At 70.7% G+C, this 21,841-nt stretch carries 20 protein-coding genes and 1 pseudogene; 12 read left to right on the forward strand and 9 right to left on the reverse strand.

Annotated features, from left to right (window positions below):
• The first annotated feature begins 408 nt into the window (after positions 1-408).
• From ACFYP4_RS09820 to ACFYP4_RS09830, 3 genes are all read left to right on the forward strand, one after another.
• On the forward strand, positions 409-4,689 hold the full coding sequence (locus tag ACFYP4_RS09820; RefSeq protein ID WP_388784407.1) for a HAMP domain-containing protein: 4,281 nt from the start codon (positions 409-411) through the stop codon (positions 4,687-4,689).
• Positions 4,690-4,900: 211 nt separating this feature from the next.
• A complete protein-coding gene (locus ACFYP4_RS09825) occupies positions 4,901-7,267 on the forward strand; it encodes a SpoIIE family protein phosphatase (protein ID WP_388785046.1) in 2,367 nt (788 codons plus the stop codon).
• 205 nt (positions 7,268-7,472) lie between these two features.
• Positions 7,473-7,850 carry an STAS domain-containing protein gene (locus ACFYP4_RS09830; RefSeq protein ID WP_358853280.1) on the forward strand — a complete coding sequence of 126 codons (378 nt, stop codon included), beginning with the start codon at positions 7,473-7,475 and terminating at the stop codon, positions 7,848-7,850.
• 218 nt (positions 7,851-8,068) lie between these two features.
• Here the strand turns inward: ACFYP4_RS09830 and ACFYP4_RS09835 are convergent, their stop codons facing one another.
• Positions 8,069-8,500: a MarR family transcriptional regulator gene (locus tag ACFYP4_RS09835; protein ID WP_358853281.1), complete on the reverse strand. Its 432-nt coding sequence runs from the start codon at positions 8,498-8,500 to the stop codon at positions 8,069-8,071.
• Between the two features lie 198 nt (positions 8,501-8,698).
• Here ACFYP4_RS09835 and ACFYP4_RS09840 point away from each other — a divergent pair, with 198 nt between their 5' ends.
• Positions 8,699-9,907 carry a PP2C family protein-serine/threonine phosphatase gene (locus ACFYP4_RS09840; RefSeq protein ID WP_388785048.1) on the forward strand — a complete coding sequence of 403 codons (1,209 nt, stop codon included), beginning with the start codon at positions 8,699-8,701 and terminating at the stop codon, positions 9,905-9,907.
• A 166-nt stretch (positions 9,908-10,073) separates the two neighbouring features.
• On the opposite strand, the gene ACFYP4_RS09845 is transcribed toward ACFYP4_RS09840, so the two are convergent.
• Together ACFYP4_RS09845 and ACFYP4_RS09850 are read right to left on the reverse strand one after the other, a co-directional pair.
• Positions 10,074-10,361 carry a DUF4190 domain-containing protein gene (locus ACFYP4_RS09845; protein ID WP_358853282.1) on the reverse strand — a complete coding sequence of 96 codons (288 nt, stop codon included), beginning with the start codon at positions 10,359-10,361 and terminating at the stop codon, positions 10,074-10,076.
• A gap of 97 nt (positions 10,362-10,458) precedes the next feature.
• Positions 10,459-11,175 (reverse strand): GAF and ANTAR domain-containing protein, encoded by a 717-nt coding sequence (locus tag ACFYP4_RS09850; RefSeq protein ID WP_358853283.1) that lies wholly within the window; start codon positions 11,173-11,175, stop codon positions 10,459-10,461.
• Between the two features lie 303 nt (positions 11,176-11,478).
• On the opposite strand from ACFYP4_RS09850, the gene ACFYP4_RS09855 reads away from it, so the two are divergent.
• From ACFYP4_RS09855 to ACFYP4_RS09865, 3 genes are all read left to right on the forward strand, one after another.
• Entirely contained in the window at positions 11,479-11,739 is a 261-nt protein-coding gene (locus ACFYP4_RS09855; RefSeq protein ID WP_358853284.1) for a WhiB family transcriptional regulator, read from the forward strand.
• A 175-nt stretch (positions 11,740-11,914) separates the two neighbouring features.
• A complete protein-coding gene (locus ACFYP4_RS09860; RefSeq protein ID WP_358853285.1) occupies positions 11,915-12,349 on the forward strand; it encodes an ATP-binding protein in 435 nt (144 codons plus the stop codon).
• A gap of 317 nt (positions 12,350-12,666) precedes the next feature.
• Positions 12,667-13,014 (forward strand): hypothetical protein, encoded by a 348-nt coding sequence (locus ACFYP4_RS09865; protein ID WP_358853286.1) that lies wholly within the window; start codon positions 12,667-12,669, stop codon positions 13,012-13,014.
• A 69-nt stretch (positions 13,015-13,083) separates the two neighbouring features.
• Here ACFYP4_RS09865 and ACFYP4_RS09870 read toward each other — a convergent pair whose 3' ends face one another.
• Positions 13,084-13,431 carry a PRC-barrel domain containing protein gene (locus ACFYP4_RS09870; RefSeq protein WP_358853287.1) on the reverse strand — a complete coding sequence of 116 codons (348 nt, stop codon included), beginning with the start codon at positions 13,429-13,431 and terminating at the stop codon, positions 13,084-13,086.
• Positions 13,432-13,708: 277 nt separating this feature from the next.
• Between ACFYP4_RS09870 and ACFYP4_RS09875 the strand changes: the two genes are divergently transcribed.
• On the forward strand, positions 13,709-14,200 hold the full coding sequence (locus tag ACFYP4_RS09875; RefSeq protein WP_358853288.1) for a hemerythrin domain-containing protein: 492 nt from the start codon (positions 13,709-13,711) through the stop codon (positions 14,198-14,200).
• A gap of 109 nt (positions 14,201-14,309) precedes the next feature.
• On the opposite strand, the gene ACFYP4_RS09880 is transcribed toward ACFYP4_RS09875, so the two are convergent.
• From ACFYP4_RS09880 to ACFYP4_RS09895, 4 genes are all read right to left on the reverse strand, one after another.
• Positions 14,310-14,624 (reverse strand): DUF5133 domain-containing protein, encoded by a 315-nt coding sequence (locus tag ACFYP4_RS09880; protein WP_388784412.1) that lies wholly within the window; start codon positions 14,622-14,624, stop codon positions 14,310-14,312.
• 128 nt (positions 14,625-14,752) lie between these two features.
• Positions 14,753-15,613, reverse strand: coding sequence for an RNA polymerase sigma factor SigF (locus ACFYP4_RS09885; RefSeq protein WP_358853290.1), 861 nt, complete (start codon positions 15,611-15,613; stop codon positions 14,753-14,755).
• Between the two features lie 481 nt (positions 15,614-16,094).
• On the reverse strand, positions 16,095-16,544 hold the full coding sequence (locus tag ACFYP4_RS09890; RefSeq protein ID WP_358853291.1) for an ATP-binding protein: 450 nt from the start codon (positions 16,542-16,544) through the stop codon (positions 16,095-16,097).
• Positions 16,545-16,824: 280 nt separating this feature from the next.
• The gene (locus ACFYP4_RS09895; RefSeq protein WP_358853292.1) at positions 16,825-16,998 is read right to left on the reverse strand and encodes a CsbD family protein; all 174 of its coding nucleotides are present in this window, start codon (positions 16,996-16,998) and stop codon (positions 16,825-16,827) included.
• 234 nt (positions 16,999-17,232) lie between these two features.
• Between ACFYP4_RS09895 and ACFYP4_RS09900 the strand changes: the two genes are divergently transcribed.
• The 3 genes from ACFYP4_RS09900 (at position 17,233) to ACFYP4_RS09910 (ending at position 20,780) form a co-directional block, all read left to right on the forward strand.
• Positions 17,233-18,069 (forward strand): hypothetical protein, encoded by an 837-nt coding sequence (locus ACFYP4_RS09900; protein WP_358853293.1) that lies wholly within the window; start codon positions 17,233-17,235, stop codon positions 18,067-18,069.
• Between the two features lie 135 nt (positions 18,070-18,204).
• Positions 18,205-20,109 (forward strand): AMP-dependent synthetase/ligase, encoded by a 1,905-nt coding sequence (locus ACFYP4_RS09905; protein WP_358853294.1) that lies wholly within the window; start codon positions 18,205-18,207, stop codon positions 20,107-20,109.
• 188 nt (positions 20,110-20,297) lie between these two features.
• Entirely contained in the window at positions 20,298-20,780 is a 483-nt protein-coding gene (locus tag ACFYP4_RS09910) for a hypothetical protein (RefSeq protein ID WP_388784415.1), read from the forward strand.
• 266 nt (positions 20,781-21,046) lie between these two features.
• Here the strand turns inward: ACFYP4_RS09910 and ACFYP4_RS09915 are convergent.
• A pseudogene (locus ACFYP4_RS09915) lies at positions 21,047-21,367 on the reverse strand (response regulator transcription factor); the annotation flags it as partial.
• Positions 21,368-21,445: 78 nt separating this feature from the next.
• Between ACFYP4_RS09915 and ACFYP4_RS09920 the strand changes: the two are divergent.
• Complete coding sequence (locus ACFYP4_RS09920) at positions 21,446-21,784, forward strand: alpha/beta hydrolase (protein WP_388784417.1); 339 nt, start codon at positions 21,446-21,448, stop codon at positions 21,782-21,784.
• The last annotated feature ends 57 nt before the right edge of the window (positions 21,785-21,841 follow it).

The following is a 21,841-nucleotide window of genomic DNA, read 5'->3' on the forward strand; positions in this document are numbered from 1 at the left end:
GACATGAGATCCCGCCGTCCCGGCCATCACCCTCCACCCGGTGAGCCAGGACGGCGGGATCTTTTCGTGTGCCGGCCCGGACTCCCGTCGCCGCACCCACCGGCGGCGACGACCGGTTCGGGGACGGCGGGTTTCGGGGCGCCCGGAGGGGGACAGACCAAAGAGATTCACATATCCAGGCTTTGCGAGGTCATGCCTCCCCCCGGCAAATTCTTCCGGAGTACCGAAGGTCACGCTCCGCCGCTTTGTTCAGCACGTGCCTTGTGGGTTAGCCTGCGGCGTATTTTCTCATCGGCAGATCCGTGATCTGCAGGAATACCGCGTACGGCGTGTGAGATCGTCCGCGGGTGCGGCGTGGTTCCGAGTCCTTCTCCCGGGGACTCTTGGGGAGCGGAACGAGGGGTACGCATGACCGTCACAACGACCGAGCCTCCGAGCCGGACGCCGGGCGAGCAGGAGCTGCGCCAGCTGCTGGCCGGACTGACCGCCGTGCGCGACGGCGACTTCGGCACGCGTCTGCCGGACGAGGCCGGAGGCCTGCTCGGCGACATCGCCACCGTCTTCAACGGCATGGTGGACCAGTTGTCGGTGTTCACCTCCGAGGTGACCCGCGTGGCCCGCGAGGTCGGCACCGAGGGCACCCTGGGCGGCCAGGCGGAAGTCCCCGGAGTCTCCGGCACCTGGGCGGATCTGACCGACTCGGTCAACGCCATGGCCGGAAACCTCACGACCCAGGTCCGCGACATCGCCCAGGTCGCCACCGCCGTGGCCAAGGGAGACCTCTCCCAGAAGATCGACGTTCCCGCCCGCGGCGAGATCCTCCAGCTGAAGGAGACCGTCAACACGATGGTCGACCAGCTGTCCGCGTTCGCCGACGAGGTCACCCGCGTCGCCCGCGAGGTCGGCAGCGAAGGGCGTCTCGGCGGCCAGGCGCAGGTGCCGGGCGTCGGCGGTGTCTGGCGCGATCTCACCGACTCCGTGAACCTGATGGCGGGCAATCTGACCGCGCAGGTCCGCAACGTGGCCCAGGTGACCACGGCCGTGGCCAAGGGAGACCTCTCCCAGAAGATCACCGTGGACGCCCGCGGCGAGATCCTGGAGCTGAAGTCGACCATCAACACGATGGTCGACCAGCTCTCCGCGTTCGCCGACGAGGTCACCCGCGTCGCCCGCGAGGTCGGCACCGAGGGGCGCCTCGGCGGACAGGCCGACGTCAAGGGTGTCAAGGGCACCTGGCGCGACCTCACCGACTCCGTGAACTTCATGGCGGGCAACCTGACCTCGCAGGTCCGCTCCATCGCCCAGGTGGCGACGGCCGTGGCCAAGGGAGACCTCTCCCAGAAGATCACCGTGGACGCCCGCGGCGAGATCCTGGAGCTGAAGGACACCATCAACACGATGGTCGACCAGCTGTCCGCCTTCGCCGACGAGGTCACCCGCGTCGCCCGCGAGGTCGGCACCGCGGGCAATCTGGGCGGGCAGGCCACCGTGCGCGGTGTGTCCGGCACCTGGAAGGACCTCACCGACAACGTCAACGTGATGGCGTCGAACCTGACCGGCCAGGTGCGCTCCATCGCTCAGGTCGCCACCGCCGTCGCCCGCGGCGACCTCTCCCAGAAGATCACGGTGGAGGCCAAGGGCGAGGTCGCGGCGCTGGCGGACGTGATCAACACGATGGTCGACACGCTGTCCGCGTTCGCCGACGAGGTCACCCGCGTCGCCCGCGAGGTCGGCACCGAGGGCCGCCTCGGCGGCCAGGCGCACGTGCCGAACGTGGCGGGCACGTGGAAGGACCTCACCGACAACGTCAACTCGATGGCCAACAACCTCACCGGCCAGGTGCGCAACATCGCGCTGGTGACCACCGCCGTGGCCAAGGGCGACCTGTCCAAGAAGATCGACGTCGACGCCCGCGGCGAGATCCTGGAACTGAAGACGACCATCAACACGATGGTCGACCAGCTCTCCGCCTTCGCCGCCGAGGTCACCCGCGTGGCCCGCGAGGTGGGCAGTGAGGGCCGCCTGGGCGGACAGGCCGAGGTCGAGGGCGTCTCGGGCACGTGGAAGCGCCTGACGGAGAACGTCAACGAGCTCGCGGGCAACCTGACCCGTCAGGTGCGGGCCATCGCCGAGGTGGCGAGCGCCGTGGCCGAGGGGGACCTGACCCGCTCGATCACCGTCGAGGCGTCGGGCGAGGTCGCCGAGCTCAAGGACAACATCAACTCCATGGTCGAGTCCCTGCGGGAGACCACGCGGGCGAACCAGGAGCAGGACTGGCTGAAGACCAACCTGGCCCGCATCTCGGGCCTGATGCAGGGCTACCGGGACCTGGACGTGGTCGCCGAGCTGATCATGGACGAGCTGACTCCCCTGGTGTCCGCGCAGTACGGCGCCTTCTACCTCGCCGAGGAGACCCCGCGCGGCACGGAGCTGCGGCTCGTCGGCTCGTACGGTTACCCGGACGACGAGGAACGTCCCGCCCGCATCCCCATGGGGCGCTCGCTGGTCGGGCAGGCCGCCCGCAGCCGCCGCGCCATCACGGTGGACCAGCTGCCGCCGGGGTACGTGACCATCTCGTCGGGACTCGGCCAGACGGTGCCGACGGCGCTGGTCGTCCTCCCCATCGTGGTCGAGGAGCAGGTGCTCGGCGTCATCGAACTGGCCTCGGTGGCCCGCTTCACGCCCGTCCACCAGACCTTCCTCGAACAGCTGATGGAGACCATCGGCGTCAACGTCAGCACCATCGTGGCCAACGCGCGCACCGACGAGCTGCTGGGCGAGTCCCAGCGGCTGACCGCGGAGCTGCAGGCCCGCTCGGAGGAGCTGCAGGTCCAGCAGGACGAACTGCAGCGCTCGAACGCGGAGCTGGAGGACAAGGCCTCGCTGCTGGCCACGCAGAACCGCGACATCGAGGCCAAGAACCTGCAGATCGAGCAGGCACGGCAGGAACTCGAGGCCCGCGCGCAGCAGCTGTCGCTGGCGTCGAAGTACAAGTCGGAGTTCCTGGCGAACATGAGCCACGAGCTGCGCACGCCCCTCAACAGCCTGCTCATCCTCGCCCAGCTGCTGGCGCAGAACCCCTCGCGCAACCTCACGCCGAAGCAGGTCGAGTACGCCGGGATCATCCACTCCGCGGGCTCCGACCTGCTGCAGCTGATCAACGACATCCTCGACCTGTCGAAGGTCGAGGCGGGCAAGATGGACGTCACCCCCGAGCGGGTCCCCCTGCGTCAGCTCCTGGAGTACGTCGAGGCCACCTTCCGGCCGATGACCTCGCAGAAGAGCCTGGACTTCACGATCAGCACGGCGGCCGGCGCGCCCGCCGACCTGCTCACCGACGACTCCCGGCTGCGGCAGGTGCTGCGGAACCTGCTGTCGAACGCGGTCAAGTTCACCGAGCAGGGCAGCGTCGAGCTGCGGATCGAACCGGCGTCCGGCGAAGAGGTCCCCAAGGGCGTCCTGCGCGAGGGCACGGTCGTCGCCTTCCGCGTGAAGGACACGGGTATCGGCATCCCGGAGCAGCAGCTCGAGACGATCTTCGGGGCCTTCCAGCAGGCGGACGGCACCACGAGCCGCAAGTACGGCGGCACGGGCCTCGGTCTGTCGATCACGCGGGAGATCGCCCACCTGCTCGGCGGCGCGGTCACCGTGGACAGTACGCCCGGCCAGGGCAGTACCTTCACGCTGTTCCTGCCCGTCGCGCGGCCGGACTTCGAGGAGCTGCTGAGCGGCACCCGGCCGCTGGAGTCCGCGCCGGCCGAGCCGGCCGCCGAGGTCGTGACCGTACGGCGTCCGGCGCCCGGCACTTCAGGACCGGCACGGCAGAACCGGCGCAGGCTGCTGGTCGTCGAGGAGCGCCCCCGCGGGCTGCTGACCCTCGTCGCCGAGAGCGCGGTCGGCGACGTCACCCGCAGCCGTGACGAGGTGGAGGGGCGCGAGACGGTCGACGTGATCACCGTCGTGGGCGCGCAGGAGGCGGCGAGCGCGCTGGCCGCCGAGCCGTGCCACTGCGTCGTCCTCGAACTCGGCATGCCGGAGGGCGAGGCGGCCCACTTCCTGCAGGCGGTCGAGGGCGACTCGGCGCTGGCCAACGTGCCCGTGCTCATCCACAACGGGAACCGGCTGGACCTGGCGCAGGAGCGGGCCCTGCGGTCCCTGTGCGGGGACCGGCCGCTGGAATTCCTTTCCAGCCTGGACGAGTTGCGCGAGCGGATCGCGCTGCACCTGTCCGCGGAGGAACCGGGGGACGTGCTGCCGCTCGTCCGGGGTGCCGAGGAATCCCAGCAGGAGCCCCTGGAGCTGGCAGGCGAGGCGTTCCACGGCGCCACGGTGCTCGTGGTCGACGACGACGCCCGCAACCTCTTCGCGCTCAGTGGGATCCTGGAGCTGCACGGCTTCCAGGTGCTGCACGCGGAGAACGGCAGAAAGGGCATCGAGACGCTGGTGAACCACCCCGACATCGCACTGATCCTGATGGACGTGATGATGCCGGAGATGGACGGATACACGGCCACGGCCGAGATCCGTAAGATGCCCCAGTACGCCGACCTGCCCATCGTGGCGGTCACGGCCAAGGCGATGCCCGGCGACCGGGAGAAGAGTCTTCTGTCGGGCGCCAGCGACTACGTGACCAAGCCGGTCGACACCGATGACCTCATCGCCTGTGTCCGGCGCTGGCTGAGCGTGTGACACCAGGAGGGCCCCGGCCGGTTCGACGAGCCGGCCGGGCGCCGTTCCGCACTCCCTCTCCCCCGCGCCTGCCGGCGTCCCACCGAGGAGCAACCGCACAGTGAGCATTCCTGAGGAGTCCGGCCGGTCCGGCCCCGGCGAACAGCCCGTCGGATCCGACGCTCCCGCCGTGCCGTCGGGCGTTCCCGCCCTGCCCGCCAAGGACGCCGACCTGCCCGCGGCGACCGTGCCGAGCGCGCCGTCCACGTCCCAGGTCGGCCGGCTGGCGGCCACCGTGGACCGGCTGCGTCGCGAGGTGCAGGCCGCCCAGGCCGAGGCCGACGGGCGTGCCCTGATCGAGCTCGCCAAGGGCATCCTGGTGGAACGCCTGGGCTGCGGGCCCGCACAGGCCGCCCACCAGCTCGCCGAGCTGACCGAGCAGGCCAAGGTCCCGATGCTCGAACTGGCCGTCGACGTCATCAACCAGGCGGCCCGCGACCGGCTGTCCGAGGTGACCAACACGTTCCTGGCCACGGCGGCGGACCCCGACGGCGCGCAGGACGTCTCCTCGGCCGTACGGCTGAGGGCGGCCGAGAGCGGTGCGCTGGCCGCCGATGACACCCAGGCGGTGGCCGACTCCCTGTTCCAGCACGCCCTCGCGCCGCTCGGAGCGGCGGCCGTCGCCATCTGGGCGGCCGGTGCCGACGGATCGCTGACGCTGGCGGGCAGCGCCGGTTTCTCCACGGCGGAGGCCGCCCGCTGGCGCTATGTGCCGCCGGCCGTGGCGACGGTGGCGCGTCGTGCCCTGTCGCACCGCACGACGCAGTGGACCGGGTCGCTGGCCGAGGAGGGCCTGCCGACCATCGGGCACGCTCATTTCCCGGGCGGCGGACGGGTCGCCGCCCCCGCCGGGGCGGGCGGGCGCATCCACGGCGTCCTGGAGATCGCCTGGCCCTCGCCGCTGGAGCCGCAGTCCCCCCAGGTCGTCCGCCAGGTCGAGGCCCTGGCGGAGCTGTGCGCCCACACCCTGGAGACCCACCCGGACCTGGCGGAGGGGCGGGAACCCCGTGTCCCGCGCCTCACGCCGGACGTCTCGGAGCTGGTGGACCTGGTCGACGGGCTGCACGACCCGGCGCTCGTCCTCGTACCCCACCTCGGTGACGACGGACAGCTCTCGGACTTCCGCATCCGCCATGTGAACAGCCGTTTCCTCGACCCCGCGGGCCGTCCGCGCGGTGTCATCAACGGTGCTCTGCTGCTGGAGGCGTATCCGATGTCCGCCGGGGAGAGCGAGCTCTTCCGGCAGATCGAGCGGGTCTACGCCACGGGTGAGCCGTTCCGCGCCCGCCGGATGGATCTCACGGCTCTGGTCGACCAGCTGCCGCTGGCGGCGGTCGCCGACATCAGTGTCAGCCGGCACGGTGGCAGCGTGCTGCTCATCTGGCGGATCGAGGACGAGACGGCACGCCTCGCGAGCCTGCTCCAGCACGCTCAGCGGCTCGGCCGGATCGGCGGTTTCGAGGAGAACCTCCTCACCGGTGAGATCACCTGGAACGGCACGCTCTTCGACCTGTACGGCCGCCCCACGACCAGCACTCCGGTACCGCTGGAGGAGCTGCCGGCGCATGCCCACCCGGACGACGCCGTCGCCATCGGCCGTTTCCTGCGGACCCTGCTGCATCACGGCAGGCCCGCCACGGCGGCGTTCCGGCTGCAGCGTCCCGGCGGCGTGACCCGGCACATCCGGGTGGTGGCGGAACCGGTGCTCGGCGTCGACGACCGCCCCCTCGTCCTCCGCGGCGCCTACCAGGACATCTCGGCGCAGCACTGGACGGAGGTCGCCCTGGCGGCCACGCGCGACCAGCTGGCGCACAGCGAGCAGCAGGCCCACGAGCGCGCCCGGCTGACCCTCCAGTTGCAGCACGCGATCATGCCCCCGACCCAGGCCCCCCTGGCGGTGCCGGGGATCCAGGCGGCGGTCCGCTACCGCCCGGCGGAGACGGAGCAGCTGGTGGGCGGCGACTGGTACGACGCCGTGGTGCTGCCCTCCGGGCTGGTCCTCCTGTGTGTCGGCGACGTGGCGGGGCACGGCATAGAGGCGGCGACCAGCATGGTGGTCCTGCGCAACGCGCTGCGCGGCCTCGCCGTGACGGGCGCGGGTCCCGGCCAGCTGCTGTCGTGGCTGAACATCGTGGCGCACCACTTGACGGGCGCGGTCACGGCGACGGCGGTCTGCGGGCTCTACGACCCGGCCAGCCGCAGGCTGCGGTGGGCCAGGGCCGGTCATCTGCCGCCGGTGCTGATCCGCGACGCGGACGCGACGCCGCTGCCTCTCCTCAAGGGGATACTGCTCGGCGCCGTGCCGGAGGCCACCTTCGAGGAAACCGAGGTGCAGCTGGCCGTGGACGACACCCTGCTGATGTACACGGACGGTCTGATCGAGCGGCGGGACCGGTCGGTGGAGGAGTCGCTGACCCAGCTGCTGACCTCGGCGCGCGCGACCGCTCCCTCGCTGGACCACCAGCTGGACCGGCTGCTGACCTACAGCAGGTCCGACACCGATGACGACACCTGCATCGTCGGGATCCGGGTGGCCTGATCCCCGGGGGCTCGCTGTCCGGCCCGCCGGGCCCTCAACCTTCGGGTGTGCAGGCGGGTCCGAGGGGTAGTCGTGGACGTGCTCCCCGCGTCCGGCACCGGACGGATCGTCGTCGACGGCCTGGTCACCCTGACAGGCCGGCATCAGGCGCATCGAGCTCTGTTCCGCGTCGGGAAGCCCGACTGCGGTGTTGTAGGAGGTAAGTGTGCCGGCCGAGCGAGCCCCCGTGTCCGTCGACGTCACCCTTCCCGGGGACGACGTCGCCCTGTTCACCGTCGAGGGCTTCCTGGACGTCGACACGGTTCCCGAGCTGCGCCGCCACCTGTCCGGTCGGGTGAGCCGCGGAAGCCGCCATCTGCTGCTGGATCTGGCCGCGGTCTCTTTCATGGACTCGTCCGGGATAAACGCCATTGTGCAGGCCCGCGCGGAGGCCCGCGCCGTCGGGGGAAGCGTGCGTCTCATCTCTCCCACACCGGCGGTCCGGCGGATCCTGGACCTCACCGGGGTCAACATGGCCGTGCCGTCCTCGGACAGCGTGGACGACGCCCTTGCCCGGGTGGGCGAAGTCACCGGTAGGCGTTAGCGCCCGCGCGGGCAGGCGGGTTCCCGCGGACGCGGGTGGTGAGACGCGAACAGTAGTTGCCCTTTGGCAACCATGACGACGGGGCAGCAGGGTGACGACGTGTCGGACGCGGGGAAGGGATCAGGGATGGTGTACCGGTTGAAGCCGACTGCCGGTGCCGTCCGGTTCGGGCCCGCGGGCGCGGACGTCCCGGCGCCGGTCGTTGGCCCGGGTGGCGGTCAGGCCGTCCGTACGTCCATCTGCGTGTCGTCCTGGAGCTGCGCGGCCGCGGCGGCGCAGAAGGCCTCCAGCCCCTGCAGGAGCGCCGTGCGCTTCGCGGCCGGCATCTGGGCCAGCACCGACTCCAGGGCATGCTCCCGGCGTGCGCGCAGCTCCCGCAGGAACGACCTGCCCTGGCGGCTGAGGAAGAGGCGCAGCTCCCGGCGGCTGGTGGTGCTGGGCGCCCGCTCGACGTATCCGACGGCCTGGAGCCGGTCGCAGAGCCTGCTCGTGGACGGCGGCGTGGAGCCGAGCGCGTCGGCGAGCGTGCGCAGGTTGATCCCCTCGTTGTACTCCAGGATGAAGAGCACACGCAGCTGGGAGGCGGAGACCGGAGCCGTGGAGGCTCGTCCCCAGAGGATTTCCAGCAGCTCAGCCGCCTCCGAGGTCACGCGAGCCACCTCACCTGGCTGCGGACGCGGGCCGGACGAAGTCACTGTCTCACTCTCCCAGTCTTCTCGAGCGGTGTCAGCCCGCCAGGACGACGTCAGTGACAGAACAGTAGACACCGGTGGCCGCGGACGGACGGGCGACCTCTCCGGAGCGTGGACCCGGAATCGTACTAGTCGAAGAACGGCGTATCCGACATGGTGAACAGTTTCGTGGCCGCGGAGCGTGCCCTGCGCACCGCGGCTCCCCATCAGTTGCTGGACGCCGTCCGGGACGTCCTGCGCGAGTGCTACGCGGCCGAGTCCGTGGAGCTCTTCATGGCCGACTACGGGCTCACCGTCCTGCAGCCCGTCTCCGCCCTCCCGCACACCGAGGACCCCGTGCCGGTGCACAGCACTCCCGCGGGCCGGGCCTTCGGCTCCCAGGAGCCCTTCGTGGAGGAGGCGGCCGGGGGGCTGCGGCGTACGCATCTGCCGGTGACCGTGCGCGGCGACCGGCTCGGCGTACTGATCGTCACGCTGCCGGCCGACCGCCTCACCGCGGAGACCCTCGGCGAGCTCGCCGACATCGCGCAGGTGCTCGGCCACGAGGTGCTCGTCGCCGAGCGCGACACCGACCTGTACCTTCAGGCGCGTCGCAAGGACCGGCTGACGCTGGCCGCGGAGATGCAGTGGCAGTTGCTCCCCGGCCGCTCGTGCTCCCGGCCCGAGTACGAGCTCGGCGCCCAGCTGGAACCCGCCTACGCGATCTTCGGCGACAACTTCGACTGGTCGGCCAGCGCAGACCGGCTGGTGCTGTACATCACCAACGGCATGGGCGAGGGCATCGAGGCCTCGCTGCTGACCAATCTGGGCATCAACGCCCTGCGCAACGCGCGCCGGGCGGGCATCTCCATCGAGGACCAGGCGGCTCTCGCCGACCAGGCGATCTACGCGCAGTACCGCGGCTCCTCGTTCCTGTCCGTGCTGATGGTGGACATCGAGCTGTCCACCGGGTGCATGCGGGTCGTGGACGCGGGCTCGCCCCAGATGCTCCGGCTGCGGGACAGAAGTGTGAAGCGTGTCGAGTTCGACGCGCAGCTTCCGCTGGGCATGTTCGAGGAGACCGACTACGTCGTGCAGGAGTTCCAGTGCGAACCCGGCGACCGGATGCTGTTCGTCAGCGACGGGGTGCACGCCGTCGCCGCACCGGGGGGCGAGAGGTACGGCGAGAAGGCCCTGGAGCGGGCCATCACGTCCACCAGCCTGCTGCCGGCCGCCGAGGTGCCCCGTGCGGTCCTGAGGGAGCTGTCCGGCCACCGGGGCGGACCGAAGCCGCAGGACGACGCCCTCGTGGTGTGTCTGGACTGGCACGGCCGGGAGCCGGCGGACCGCGCCACGCGAGGGAGCGGTCCTCGGCTCGTACGGTGACGGACGCGTGCCGGCCACGATCGGCCCGGCCGTGTCCACGGTCGTCGCACGGCAGGAGACCGTGCCGACCGTCGGGTGTTGACGTGAGGGGGCAGGAGCGCGCGGACGAGAGGGGCCCCACCGGGTCGGTCCGGTGGGGCCCCTCGACGACTGCGCGGTACGCCGGTCAGCTGCCGACGTACCAGGTGAAACCGCCATTGGACGCGGCGAGCGTCAGCAGAACGGCAAAGATGACCAGGTCGACGATTCCCAGCACGACACCGGCCTTCGCCATTCCGCCGCCGCCCTTGACTCCGGCCTGACGCATTCCGATCACACCGAAAACGATGGCGAGGGGACCGAGAACCACGTTGAGGAAGAAGATTCCCACGATTCCGCAGACAAGGCTCGCGATGGCCAGACCGTTGGTGCGCGATCCGGAGGACGCGGCAGAGGAGCTGCCATAACTCGTCATCAGATTCTCCCACTGTCGGTGCAGTTGACGAGAGCACCCTCCGAATTCCGGGCGCTCCTTCGTTTCCCGACCGTTCGAATGCCCGCCGAATGCCGCCCTATTCCAACGGGTTGTCAGGTCGGTCACCGGTCTCGCAGATCTGCCGGGCGACCTCGCGGAGTTTGATGTTGTGATCCTGCGAGGCCTTCTTCAGGACCTTGAACGCCGTGTCCTCGCTCAGTCCGTGGCGGCCCATGAGGATGCCCATGGCCTCCCCGATCTCGTGCCGCGTCTCCAGTGCGTGGCTGAGCTGCGCGTGCGTGCGGGACGCCGAGAACGCCACCGCCGCGTGGGAGGCGAGGATCCAGCCGGCGCGCTGCGCCGTCTCGTCGAAGGTGTGCGGCTGCCGCGAGTACACGTTGAGCGCGCCGAGCGAGTCGTCCTCGGTGAAGAGCAGGAACCCCATCATGCTGCCCATGCCCAGCTTCCTGAGCTGGGGGGCGAAGCGCGACCAGCGCTCGTGCGGCTGGCGCAGATCCTCGATGGCGTACACCTGCTGACGGTCGGCGACGGCGTCGAAGCAGGGTCCCTCGCGCAGCTCCTCCTGGATGCGGTCGGCGAGGCGGACCACGTCGTCGGTGGCGGCCAGCGCGTGGACCTCGCCGCGGCGCACGGTGAGGATGCCGGCCTCGTCGCATCCCCGGATCAGCACGGTGGCGTGCTCGACCACCCGGTCCAGCGTGTCCTGGACCGAGTCCTGGGCCAGCAGGTCGCGCGCCATGTCCGCCAGACCGACGGCGAACCGCTCCCAGACCTCGCCGGACTCCTGCGACATGTCCACCTGCCTACTCGCTGAACCGCAACCGGCCGGTGCTCACCTGGCGGTTCCATCTTGCCACCATCGGCTCTGCCCCGCGCCGTGCCGTGACCGGCCCTCCCGCACCCGGCCGGGCCGCCGTGCGGCGTCGCTGCGGCGGTGTCCCGGAGTCGTCGGCGAGCAGAATTCGGGACGCTCCGAGGCCCGGAGACGCGGAACCCGCAGCCCTCCGGCCGTTTCACATGGGCGATCACGGGTGACCCGGACGACAACCGAAGCTCACCGCCGACCCCCGTACGACCGCGATGGCTGGAGGCCCTCATGGACAACTGGCGCGAGTCCGCAGCATGCCGTACCGCCGACCCCGATCTGTTCTTCCCCATCGGCAACACAGGACCTGCGCTGCTGCAGATCCACGAGGCGAAGGCCGTCTGCCAGGGCTGCCCCGTGCGGGAGGAGTGCCTGGAGTGGGCGCTGGAGGCCGGGCAGACGCAGGGCGTCTGGGGCGGCACGAGTGAGGACGAACGCCGTGCGCTGAGGCGGCGGAGGGCGGTCCGCCGGGCCCGGCAGGAAGCGGCCTGACAGGGAGCCCCGCGTGGGTGCCGCCGTACCGACGGCACTCGGCAACGGGCGGGACGCCCGCCTCATGGCTCACCGGTCACCAGGCGCGCGACCCGCGGCCGCCGGTCCGTCAGGGCGGCCCGCAGGCCGTGGCGGGAAAAGCAGGCATCCCGGGGGCGATGTCCGGGAAGGCGACATGGCAAGCAATCCGAGTGGGGACAAGAACCTGTCACGCGAGCAGATCGAGACGCTCACCAGCTCCTTCGACGGCCGGCTGCGCGATGTGACCGATGCGCGCCTGACGGCGGAGGGCTTCCTGAGCGTGCTCGCGCGAGTGGCACCGCCCCGCGCCCCCGAGCACTGGGACGACATCCTCCTCGTCGTGACGGAGCTGGCGGCCAATTCGATCCAGTACGCGCCCGGACCCTTCGAACTCCAGTTGCGGCGCACGTTCGACGGGGTGCATGTCACCGTGCGGGACAGCAGCACCACGGTGCCCGCGCCCCGGCCCTTCCACCCCCAGCGCGGTGGCGGAGGGATCGGCTGGCACCTCGTCCACGCGCTTTCCGACCAGGTCAGCGTGGTCGTGCGCGCCGAGGGCAAGGACGTGCACGCCTTCCTGCCGTGGTGATCGGCCGGTCGCACGGATGTCGTGTACAGGTCGGCCCGACCAGGTGTGGAAGCCGCGAAAGTGAGCATCCGGCTGACAGGCAGAGTTTCCGCAGCCCTGCCCTGCCCGCGTTGTCAGTGGCCTCCGCAACAATGCCGGGCAGCGAGAACGCACCGCTTCGGCGGTACGGGATCGAACCACGTCCGTCGAAAGGCTGCCTGCACATGACGCTCCCTCTCCACCGTGCTGCCGGGTCCGCGGGCCGCGACCAGGGGCCGGTGAGGATGCTCCGGTCCGTCCCCCGCCCTCACACGCCCGTCAGTGCGGGCGGTGCCGAGGTGCTGCGTCTGATCACGGAACAGCGGATCTCCGTCTGTCTCACCGTGCACGCCAACGGGCGCCGCCGGTACGGGTACTGGCAGCCCGTCTCCTCGGCGGCCCGGCGCGGGGGCTGTTACGTGGCGCTGCCCACGGACGAGTGCGACGCGCTGCACGCGGCGGGCCGGCTGGTGCTCGGGGAGCCCGTGGTGGACCCGTCGAAGACCACGTACCCGGTACGGGTCGCCGAGTCGAGGACCGCCGGCCCGGTGCGGGTCCCGGAGCCGAGGGCCACGTACCCGGTGCGGGTCGCCGGGCGGAGCACGCCGTCCGTGACGGGTGCTCCGCAGCACGCCCTCACCGCCTGACCGCCGAGGGCACGGGGCCGGCCGCCCGCCGGCTGCGAGACGCGGGACGGCGGGCCCTCGGCGACGCTCTCAGTGACCGGAGCCGTAGTGGCCGCCCAGCTGGTCCCGGTAGGCCGGGTCCCCGAGGTGCTTCTCCTTGTCGAACTCGGGAGACGCCTTGATCTCGTCCTTGGTCCGGGCCACGAAGATCTTCCGGGCCTCGTGGTCGATGTCCTTGACGGTGCCGGCGGGCAGCATCACCTGCTTGCCGAAGATCCACACACCGGTGTCGACCACGATGTACTGCGCGACGACCTCGTTCGAGTACTTGTCGACCTTGCCGATGTGCCCGTCCTCCGCCTCGACCCCGTAACCCGTCAGATCGTCGTCGGGCGTGTGGCCGCTGCTGGGCCCGTAGTTCCACAGGGAGTCGTTCACCCTGTACTCCTCTCGATACTCCGGTCGGCCGGCCGGATGGGGCCGGTCGCCGCGCCCGTCGAAAGCGGGCGCTCGTGGTCCAGTGCCCCGTCGGCGGCGTTGAACGCGCGACTCGGCCGGATCCGCACTCGCCACGTTCCCTTCTTTCCTGCTGCGGGACGGCCGCCCCGGCGGATCGACTTTTCATCCACACGCCGCATTTTCACCGTGATGGTCCGGGCGGACCTGGGTAGGCGCGTGGAAGGACCGATCTCATCGAGGAAAGGCGTGTCACGCCGTGGCTGCTACACAGGACGTCGTCGAACTCATTCTCCAGGATCACCGGAAGATGGAGGATCTCTTCCGTGCCATGCGCAGCGTCGAGGCCGACCGGGCGGCCGCACTCAAGGAATTCTCCGCCCTGCTGATCGCCCACGCCCAGGCCGAGGAGAGCAAGGTCTATCCCGCCCTCAAGCGCTACAAGGGCATCGACGACGAGGAAGTCGAGCACGGTGAGTCGGAACACGAGGAGGGCAACGAGGCGCTGCTCGCTCTTCTCGAGGTCGACGAGGTCGGCTCCGACGAGTGGGACGAGAAGCTGGAGGAACTCGTCGAGGCCATCACGCACCACGCCGACGAGGAGGAGCGGACCATCCTCAACGGCGCGCGTGAGAACGTCGCCATGGAACGCCGGGAGGAACTCGGCGCGGCCTTCCTCGAGGAGCGCGAGCGCCATCTGAAGGCGGACTGCGGCTCCGTCGAGAACGTCCGCAGCATCGTCAAGAGCTGACCGGCGCGCCCCGGCGGCCTCCCCGTCGGGGCACACGGACGACAGACGACTGGCCGGCCACACCCCGAGGGGGTGGCCGGCCAGTCGTCTGTGCGCTCGCCGCTGCGGATCAGTCGCTCAGGGCCGGGGTCACGACGTCCGGGGCACCGATGCCGAGGCTGCCGTTCGTGATGACCCGGCGGCCGACCGTCGCCGGGCCGAGGGTGCCCTGCGGGTGGGGCGGCACCGGCGCCGCGGCGGCCAGCTGCCGACGGGCCGCGGCGAGCGCCAGGCGCACCTCACGGGTGCCGGTCGACACGCAGAGCGTGTAGGCCAGGTCCTGGGCGCGCTGAGGCGGCTTTCCCGTGGTGTCCGCCGCCTGGCCGGCAAGCGCCTCGTACTCCTCCACGAGCCTGCGCAGCGTCTCGGGGTGGGGCATCAGCATGGTCGTACTCCTTGGTCACAGGGCGTCGAAACCGGCCGGGCCGGGCGGGTGGAGCGGGAGCGCACGTGCGGAGGGGCGGCGCAGGTCAAGCAGTGCGGCCCCTCCGCTGCGGTGGCGGGGGGTGCGGGTCAGGCGGTGCCGCCCGGTGCCGCGGAACCGGGGCGGTGCGTCTCGTCCGCGAGCGCCTCGGCGCGTACCCGGGCGCAACTGCTGCTGATGAGCCGGGAGACGTGCATCTGCGAGATACCGAGCCGGTCGGCGATGCGGTTCTGGGTCATGTCCTCGAAGAAGCGCATGTACAGGATGGCGCGTTCCCGCTCGGGCAGGCGGCTCAGCCCCTTCTTCGCGGCCTCGCGGTCCACCACCGTGTCGAAGGAGGAGTCGGCGGCGCCGAGCGTGTCAACCAGGCTGTAACCGTCGTCGCCGGAGGGCAGCTCGGCGTCGAGGGAGAGCGTGCTGAAGCTCTCCAGGGCCTCCATGCCGTCGGCGGCCTCTTCCTCCGTCAGGCCGCAGTGCGCCGCGATCTCCGCGATCGACGGCTCCGGGGAACCGGGGCTCTGGGTGAGTTCGCGGCGGGCGACCCGCACCTTGTTCCGCAGTTCCTGGACCCGGCGCGGCACCCGCAGGGCCCACATGCGGTCGCGGAAGTGACGCTTGATCTCACCGGTGATGGTGGGGACGGCGTAGCTCTCGAAGGCGCCCCGGGAGGGATCGAAACGGTCGACGGCCTTGACCAGGCCGAGGGCCGCGACCTGCCGCAGGTCCTCGATGGACTCGCCCCGGTCGCGGAAGCGTCCCGCGATGCGGTGTGCCATCGGCAGCCACGCCTCGACCAGTTCGTCGCGGATGGTGTCGCGCTCGTGCCCGTCGCTCGACTCGGCCAGCCGGGCGAAGGCCGACGCGGTGTCCGGGGCATCGTCGTGCGGCCGCTTGGCGGCAGACTTGCCGGGGGCGTCGGCGGGTCGGCAGGTGGATACATCGGTGAGCATGCGGTATCGCTCCTCCACGGTGCTGTCTGGTGATGACCGCGGGAGTCGGCGCCGCCGGTCCCCGAGGGACGGCCGAGGCGGCAGACCACTCCCGCTGGCGCGCCTCCGGTCCGAAGCACGAAATTCGGTTGCCCTGCCATCCTGCGATCAAACAAGCGTGTTCGCACCTTCAGCGAAATGGTCTCCCGAGCTGGGAACCGACGCGAATAGAGGGATCGCGGGGTGACTTTCGGCGGTGCCGGTACGTGCCGCACGGGCTGCCGCGCCGCGCAACTCGGCCGCGCCGTGCATACCCCCGGGGCGTGAGCGACGTGGCTCGCCGCGCTGTCACGCGTATCGCGCGCCGAGCGGAACAGGTCCGGATTTCCTCGTCACTGCGGGCACGGCTGCCGAATCGCAGCCGTGCCCGCAGGAGTTGTGCGGCCGCCGTGCACGGCGGCGCATATGTCAGACCGGTTCGGGCCAGGGCGAGAAACGCGCCTCAGGCGAACGCGAGCGGCACCACTGCGGTGATGCGCTTGCCGACGGGATGCAAATTGGAGACCACGACGTCGCGCGCGAGGCGGCAGATGATCGGCCATCCGTGGCCGCCGACCCGCATACGCCCGCGGTCGTCGACCCGGCTCCTGGCGCGGGGTACCTCGTCGCTGCGGTCGCTCACCGAGAGCCGTACCGCGCGGTCCACCAGCGTCACCTCGAAGTCGGTGACACCTCCGCCGTGCAGGATCGCGTTGGTGGTGAGTTCCGAGGCCACGAGCAGTGCGTCGCCCACCGCGTCGTCGTCGCCGCGGGGGTCACGGCCCTGGAATCGTCCTTCGAGAGCGTCTCTGACCGCCTGGCGCGCCTCGGCCGGACTGTTCGGCCCGGCCGAGCGCGGCCGGTCCGCCGCGATCGCCGTGTCGGTGGTGTGCGTCCTGTGTTCCCCGCACATCCTTCGCTCCTCAACCCTCGTCGTGTGGATCTCTTGCTCGTCGTGCCGAACTTCCGATGACCGTGCCTTGCGGGCTCTCGCCTGCGTGATCCCGGCGCAATAGATCTTGTTTATGCGATCCTGCTCATGCGGTCTCGCCCGGGTGACTCATTCACGCGATCGGGCCGCTTGCAAACGCTCACGTGCGGAATTCGCCGGGCAGCGGTTCCGGGCCACCCGTCCCCCGAAAAGGCGGGCCCGCCACAGAAACGTGCGGCGGGCCCGGCGGATTCACCGATCCTTAGTGCCGGAAGGCGTCCTTGGCCTTTTCCTTGGCCTCACGGGCGTCGCCCTTGGTCTGGTCCGCCTTGCCCTCGGCGACCAGACGCTCGTTGCCGACCGTGCGTCCAACGGCTTCCTTGGCCTTGCCCTTGGCCTGCTCGGTCTTGGCTTCGGCCTTCTGGTTCTCCGACACGTCAGCTCACATCCTTGTTGCTCGACAATGCGATCTGTCACTACGGCTGACCACGGAATGCGGCTCCAAACCCGGACGGCCACGGAATCGGGATCCGTTCCCCCCGAAAGCCGAATCGGAGGGACCAGTACCGGCCGGACCGGAGACGGTCCTCCACGGCACCGACCACCCGTCTCCCGCCGCGCGCGGGGGCCGGGATAGCGTGCGGGGGCGCCCTTGTTCGTCAGGAGAGACATGCCGACCGACCCGCCCCGCGTCCTGTACGTCACCGACCTCGCCTACCGGGCGAGCGGGCGCAGGTACTGCGACGAGGACATCTTCCTCACCTCCCGGCTGCGTGAGGACTTCACCGTGGCCCTGTGCCACCCTCTCGACGCGGCCGCGCTGATGGACGACTTCGACGTGGTCGTCGTCCGCAACAGCGGGCCGGTGCTGCACTACCCCGCGGCGTACGAGGCCTTCCGCGCCGCGGCCGTCGAGCGCGGCACGCTCGTGTACAACCAGCTGACGGGCCGGGCCGACATGGCCGGCAAGCAGTACCTGCTGGACCTGAGCGCACAGGGCCTTCCCGTCATCCCCACCGTCGACCGTCCCCGGGACCTGGACCGGCTTCCCGAGGCCGACGAGTACGTCGTCAAGCCGAAGGCCGGCGCGGACTCCATCGGCCTGCGCTTCGTGCCCCGCGACCGGCTGGCGGACCTCGCCGCCGACGGCGTCCTCGTCCAGCCGCGCATCCCCTTCCGGTACGAGGTGTCCTTCTACTTCATCGACGACGCCTTCCAGTACGCCCTGTACGCGCCCCGCCCCGACCGGCGCTGGGCCCTGGAGCGGTACGAACCCTCCCCCGCCGACCTGGAGTTCGCCCGCCTCTTCATCGCGTGGAACACCGTCGGCCACGGCATCCAGCGCGTCGACGCCTGCCGTGCCCCGGGGGGTGAACTCCTCCTGGTCGAGCTGGAGGACCTCAACCCGTACCTCTCCCTGGACCTTTGCGACGACCGGACCCGGGAAACGTTCGTGGCGAATCTGAAGGCCTCCCTGCGCAACGCCCTGAACGGCGGGGCAGGCTGACGGAAGGCGACCGGAGCCGGATCGCGGACCGGTCGGTGATTACCCGCGCAGTGGTCGTCGCCGTGGGCTACATTCGAGATCCTCGACCCAGCGCCTCTCGGTGAGGTCACGTCGCGGAGAATTGCGGAGCGGCGCATGCACCAGTTCGATCTTCCTCCCGTGGTCACGGCCCCCGTGCAGGGAGGACTGGCCGACAGTCTTTTCGACACGGCGCTCCGTACCCCCGGCCTCCGTCAGGTCGCGCGTCGCGCGGACGGTTCCGCCGCGTCCTGGACGCCGGTGACCGCGGCGCGGCTGCGGGACGAGGTCGTCGACCTGGCCAGGGGACTCATCGCCTCCGGCATCTCCCCCGGCAACCGCGTGGCCATCATGGCGCGCACGCGGTACGAGTGGACCGTGTTCAGCCACGCCCTGTGGTGTCTTGGCGCCGAGATTGTGCCGATCTACCCCACCTCCTCGCACGACCAGGTCGCGTGGATCCTCAAGGACGCACAGTGCGTCGCCGTGGTGGTCGAGGACGAGAGCGGCGTCATGACGGTCGGCTCGGCGTGCGCCGCACTGCCCCGGCTGCGCCACGTATGGCAGTTGGACGGCGGGGCGGTGGCGGACCTGGTCGAACGGGGACGTGCCATTCCCCCGATGGCGGTGGACTCGCTGCGGCGGATCGTGCCGCCCGACTCCACCGCGGTCATCGCCTACACCTCCGGCACCACGGGGCAGCCGAAGGGATGCGCGCTGTCCCACCGGGGCCTTGCGAGCCCCTGCGACACCCTGCTCGCGGGCTGGGGCCACACCGCGGCGCCTGCCGGGGAACAGCCGGCCGTCCTCGCCTTCCTGCCCTTCTCCCACGTGTACGGCCTCATGATCCAAGGGCTGTGCATACGCGGCGGGTTGCTGCTGGGTCATGAACCCGACCTGAGCGAGGACGCGCTCTCCGCGGCACTGCGCTCCTTCCGGCCCACGTACCTGTACGCCGTCCCGTTCGTCTTCGAGAAGATCTACAAGAACTTCCTGCGGACCGCGCAACAGGCCGGCCACGGCGCGCTGTTCGAGCGGGCGGCCCGTACGGCGGCGGACTTCGCGACGGTCACCGAACGGCACCGGCTCGGCACCGGTCCCGCGCCGGGCTTCGATCTTCGGCTGCAACACGCCTTCTACGAGAAGACCGTGTACCGCAAGCTGCGCGCCGCGCTCGGCGGCCGGGTGTGCGGCGCCGTCTCCGGGGGCTCCCCCCTCAACCGTGAACTCGCCCTGTTCTACGCGGGAATCGGGATCCTCGTCCACGACGGGTACGGCCTCACGGAGACCAGCGGCGGGGTCACGGCACAGCCCGTGGGCCGGGAGAAGCTCGGCACCGTGGGCCGCCCGCTGCCGGGCACCGACATCCATGTCGCCGACGACGGGGAGATCTTCGTCCGGGGACCGTCGGTGTTCCGGGGATACGTCAACGACCCGGGGGCCACGGCCGCCTCGTTCCTCGACGACTGGCTGGCGACCGGGGACATCGGCCGCCTCGACACCGAGGGGTATCTGACCATCACGGGCCGCAAGAAGGACATCGTCATCACGAGCGGCGGCAAGAGCGTGGCGCCCGCACTGCTCGAAGAGCGGCTGCGCGTCCACCCGTTGATTCATCAGGCGGTGGTCGTGGGCGACAACCGGCCCTGCGTGGGTGCCCTGATCACACTGGACCCCGCCTTCCTCGCGCACTGGCGCACCGCCCGCACACTCCAGGGGGAGACGCCGGGCCGGGAGGTGCGGGAGGAGAACGAGCTGCGGGAGGAGGTCAGGCGGGCCGTCGCCGCGGCCAACAGCACGGTGTCCCGCTCGGAGTCCATCCGCGTCTTCCGCGTCCTGCCCGAGCCCTTCGATCTGGCCAACGGCCTGCTCACGCCGTCGATGAAGCTGCGCAGGGACGCGATCGTGCACCGCTTCGCCGCCGAGATCGACGCGATGTACCAGACGTCCTCGAGGACTTCGCGGGAGTACATGCGGGGCGACCCCTCGATCTGGGAGGAGTCGGACAACGTGTTCCGGTGATCCGCCCCGAGCGGGGCCGGGAGACACGGCGGGACCGCCCGCCACCGTCGCCGCGATTCGCACGTTTCAGCGATAACTCCCGTTCCCATCCAGTACTTTGTGGGACGGCCTGCGCATGGCAGGTGCCCGATTCTTCCAGCTTTTCGACAGGAGATGACGTGGTGCGACGCGCGCTAGCAGGATTAGCCATGGTGGCCGCCCTCGCGGGCACGGGGCTGGCGGCCGTTCCCGCGCAGGCCACCGTGACCCCTCCCTGCCCCATCGACAGCGATTGCGGCGGCGGTGGCGACACGGGGGGCGGTGGTGGTGGCGGTGGAACCCCGGCGACGTACGTCCTGCAGGGTGTCATCCAGAACGAGGGATACGAGTCCAGCGGGCAAGGCCGCCGGGTGAAGATCCGCGGTTACTCACGGCTCGCCGACTCCGGCAACGGCCGGGTGGACGCCGACTACATCAACGTCCGGTGCTACGCGTACGACGCTCTCGGCGGTTACACGACCGAATACGACTCCGAGAACAACGGGGCGCTCGTCGACGTCCACTTCGCGTCGAACTTCGTCTACGGCATCGGCGGATACCGCACTGTCACGGTGAGTTGCACCCATCACGCGACGAAGAACGGCATCGTCTACGACACGACCAGCACCGCCCAGATCAACATCCCCGAATAGCGGCTCGACGGCGGTGCGGGCACGGCGGTCGCCGAACCCATGAGCCGCCGTCAACGGCATGGGCCTCACCCGGGAATTTCCCTGGCGGCCCAGTGCACCGAGGGCCTCCTCGGTGCACTGGGCCGCACGCCGGTGGGCCCCCGTACGCATTCCGCGTGCCGGGCCCTGGACACACCCGGTCGACGGGGGCGAGGGCCCGACCACGCCTGCAGACCGCCTTCAGGACTCTTCCGACGGCTCTCATTCCGAAATGACCAGTAGAACCCTCACGCCGGGCGGACGAGGCGGGTCTCGTAGGCGAAGACGACGGCCTGGATTCGATCGCGTAGTTCCAGCTTCATCAGGATCCGGCTCAGGTGCGTCTTCACGGTGGCTTCCGCGAGGTGGAGACAGCCGACGATCTCGGTGTTCGACAGGCCGCAGGCCACCTGGACGAGCACTTCACGCTCGCGGGCGGTGAGCCGCTGCACTCGCTCGTCCATCTCGGTGCCGCCGTCGGCGGGAAGCCGGTCGGCGAAGCTCTCCAGCAGGCGGCGGGTGACCCTGGGGGTGACCACCGCGCCGCCTGCGGCGACGCTGCGGATCGCGGGGCGGACCGGGCCGCGACGTCCCGCGATCCTGAGGTCTACTACCGGGACATCCAGGCCCACCGCGCCGACGAGCCGGTGTTCGGACCGCTGACCCGCAACGTCACCCCCTGCTCGTTCTGGCCGCCCGCCCCGGCGGAGCCTGCCACGGCGGTCCACAACGGCGTCCCGGTCCTGATGGTGGGTGCCACCGGCGACCCGGCCGCCGTCCACCCGGGCCAGCGGGCCGCGCACCGGGCCTTGGCCGGCTCCCGCCTGGTCACCCTGAGCGGGGCCTTCCGCCACACCGTCTACGCAGGACTGTTCGCCCCGCAGAACAAGTGCATCGACGACACCGTCAACCGCTACCTGATCGACGGCGACCTGCCCGGCACGGATACGGCCCGCCCGGTCATGCCGTCGCCCACTGAGAGCTGACCCGCGGAGGCGAGCGATCGGTGCGGATGTGGGTGGCCGAGTACCGCAGAGCGGTGG

The organism is Streptomyces sp. NPDC005551, assembly GCF_042871785.1.
Taxonomy (GTDB): Bacteria; Actinomycetota; Actinomycetes; order Streptomycetales; family Streptomycetaceae; genus Streptomyces.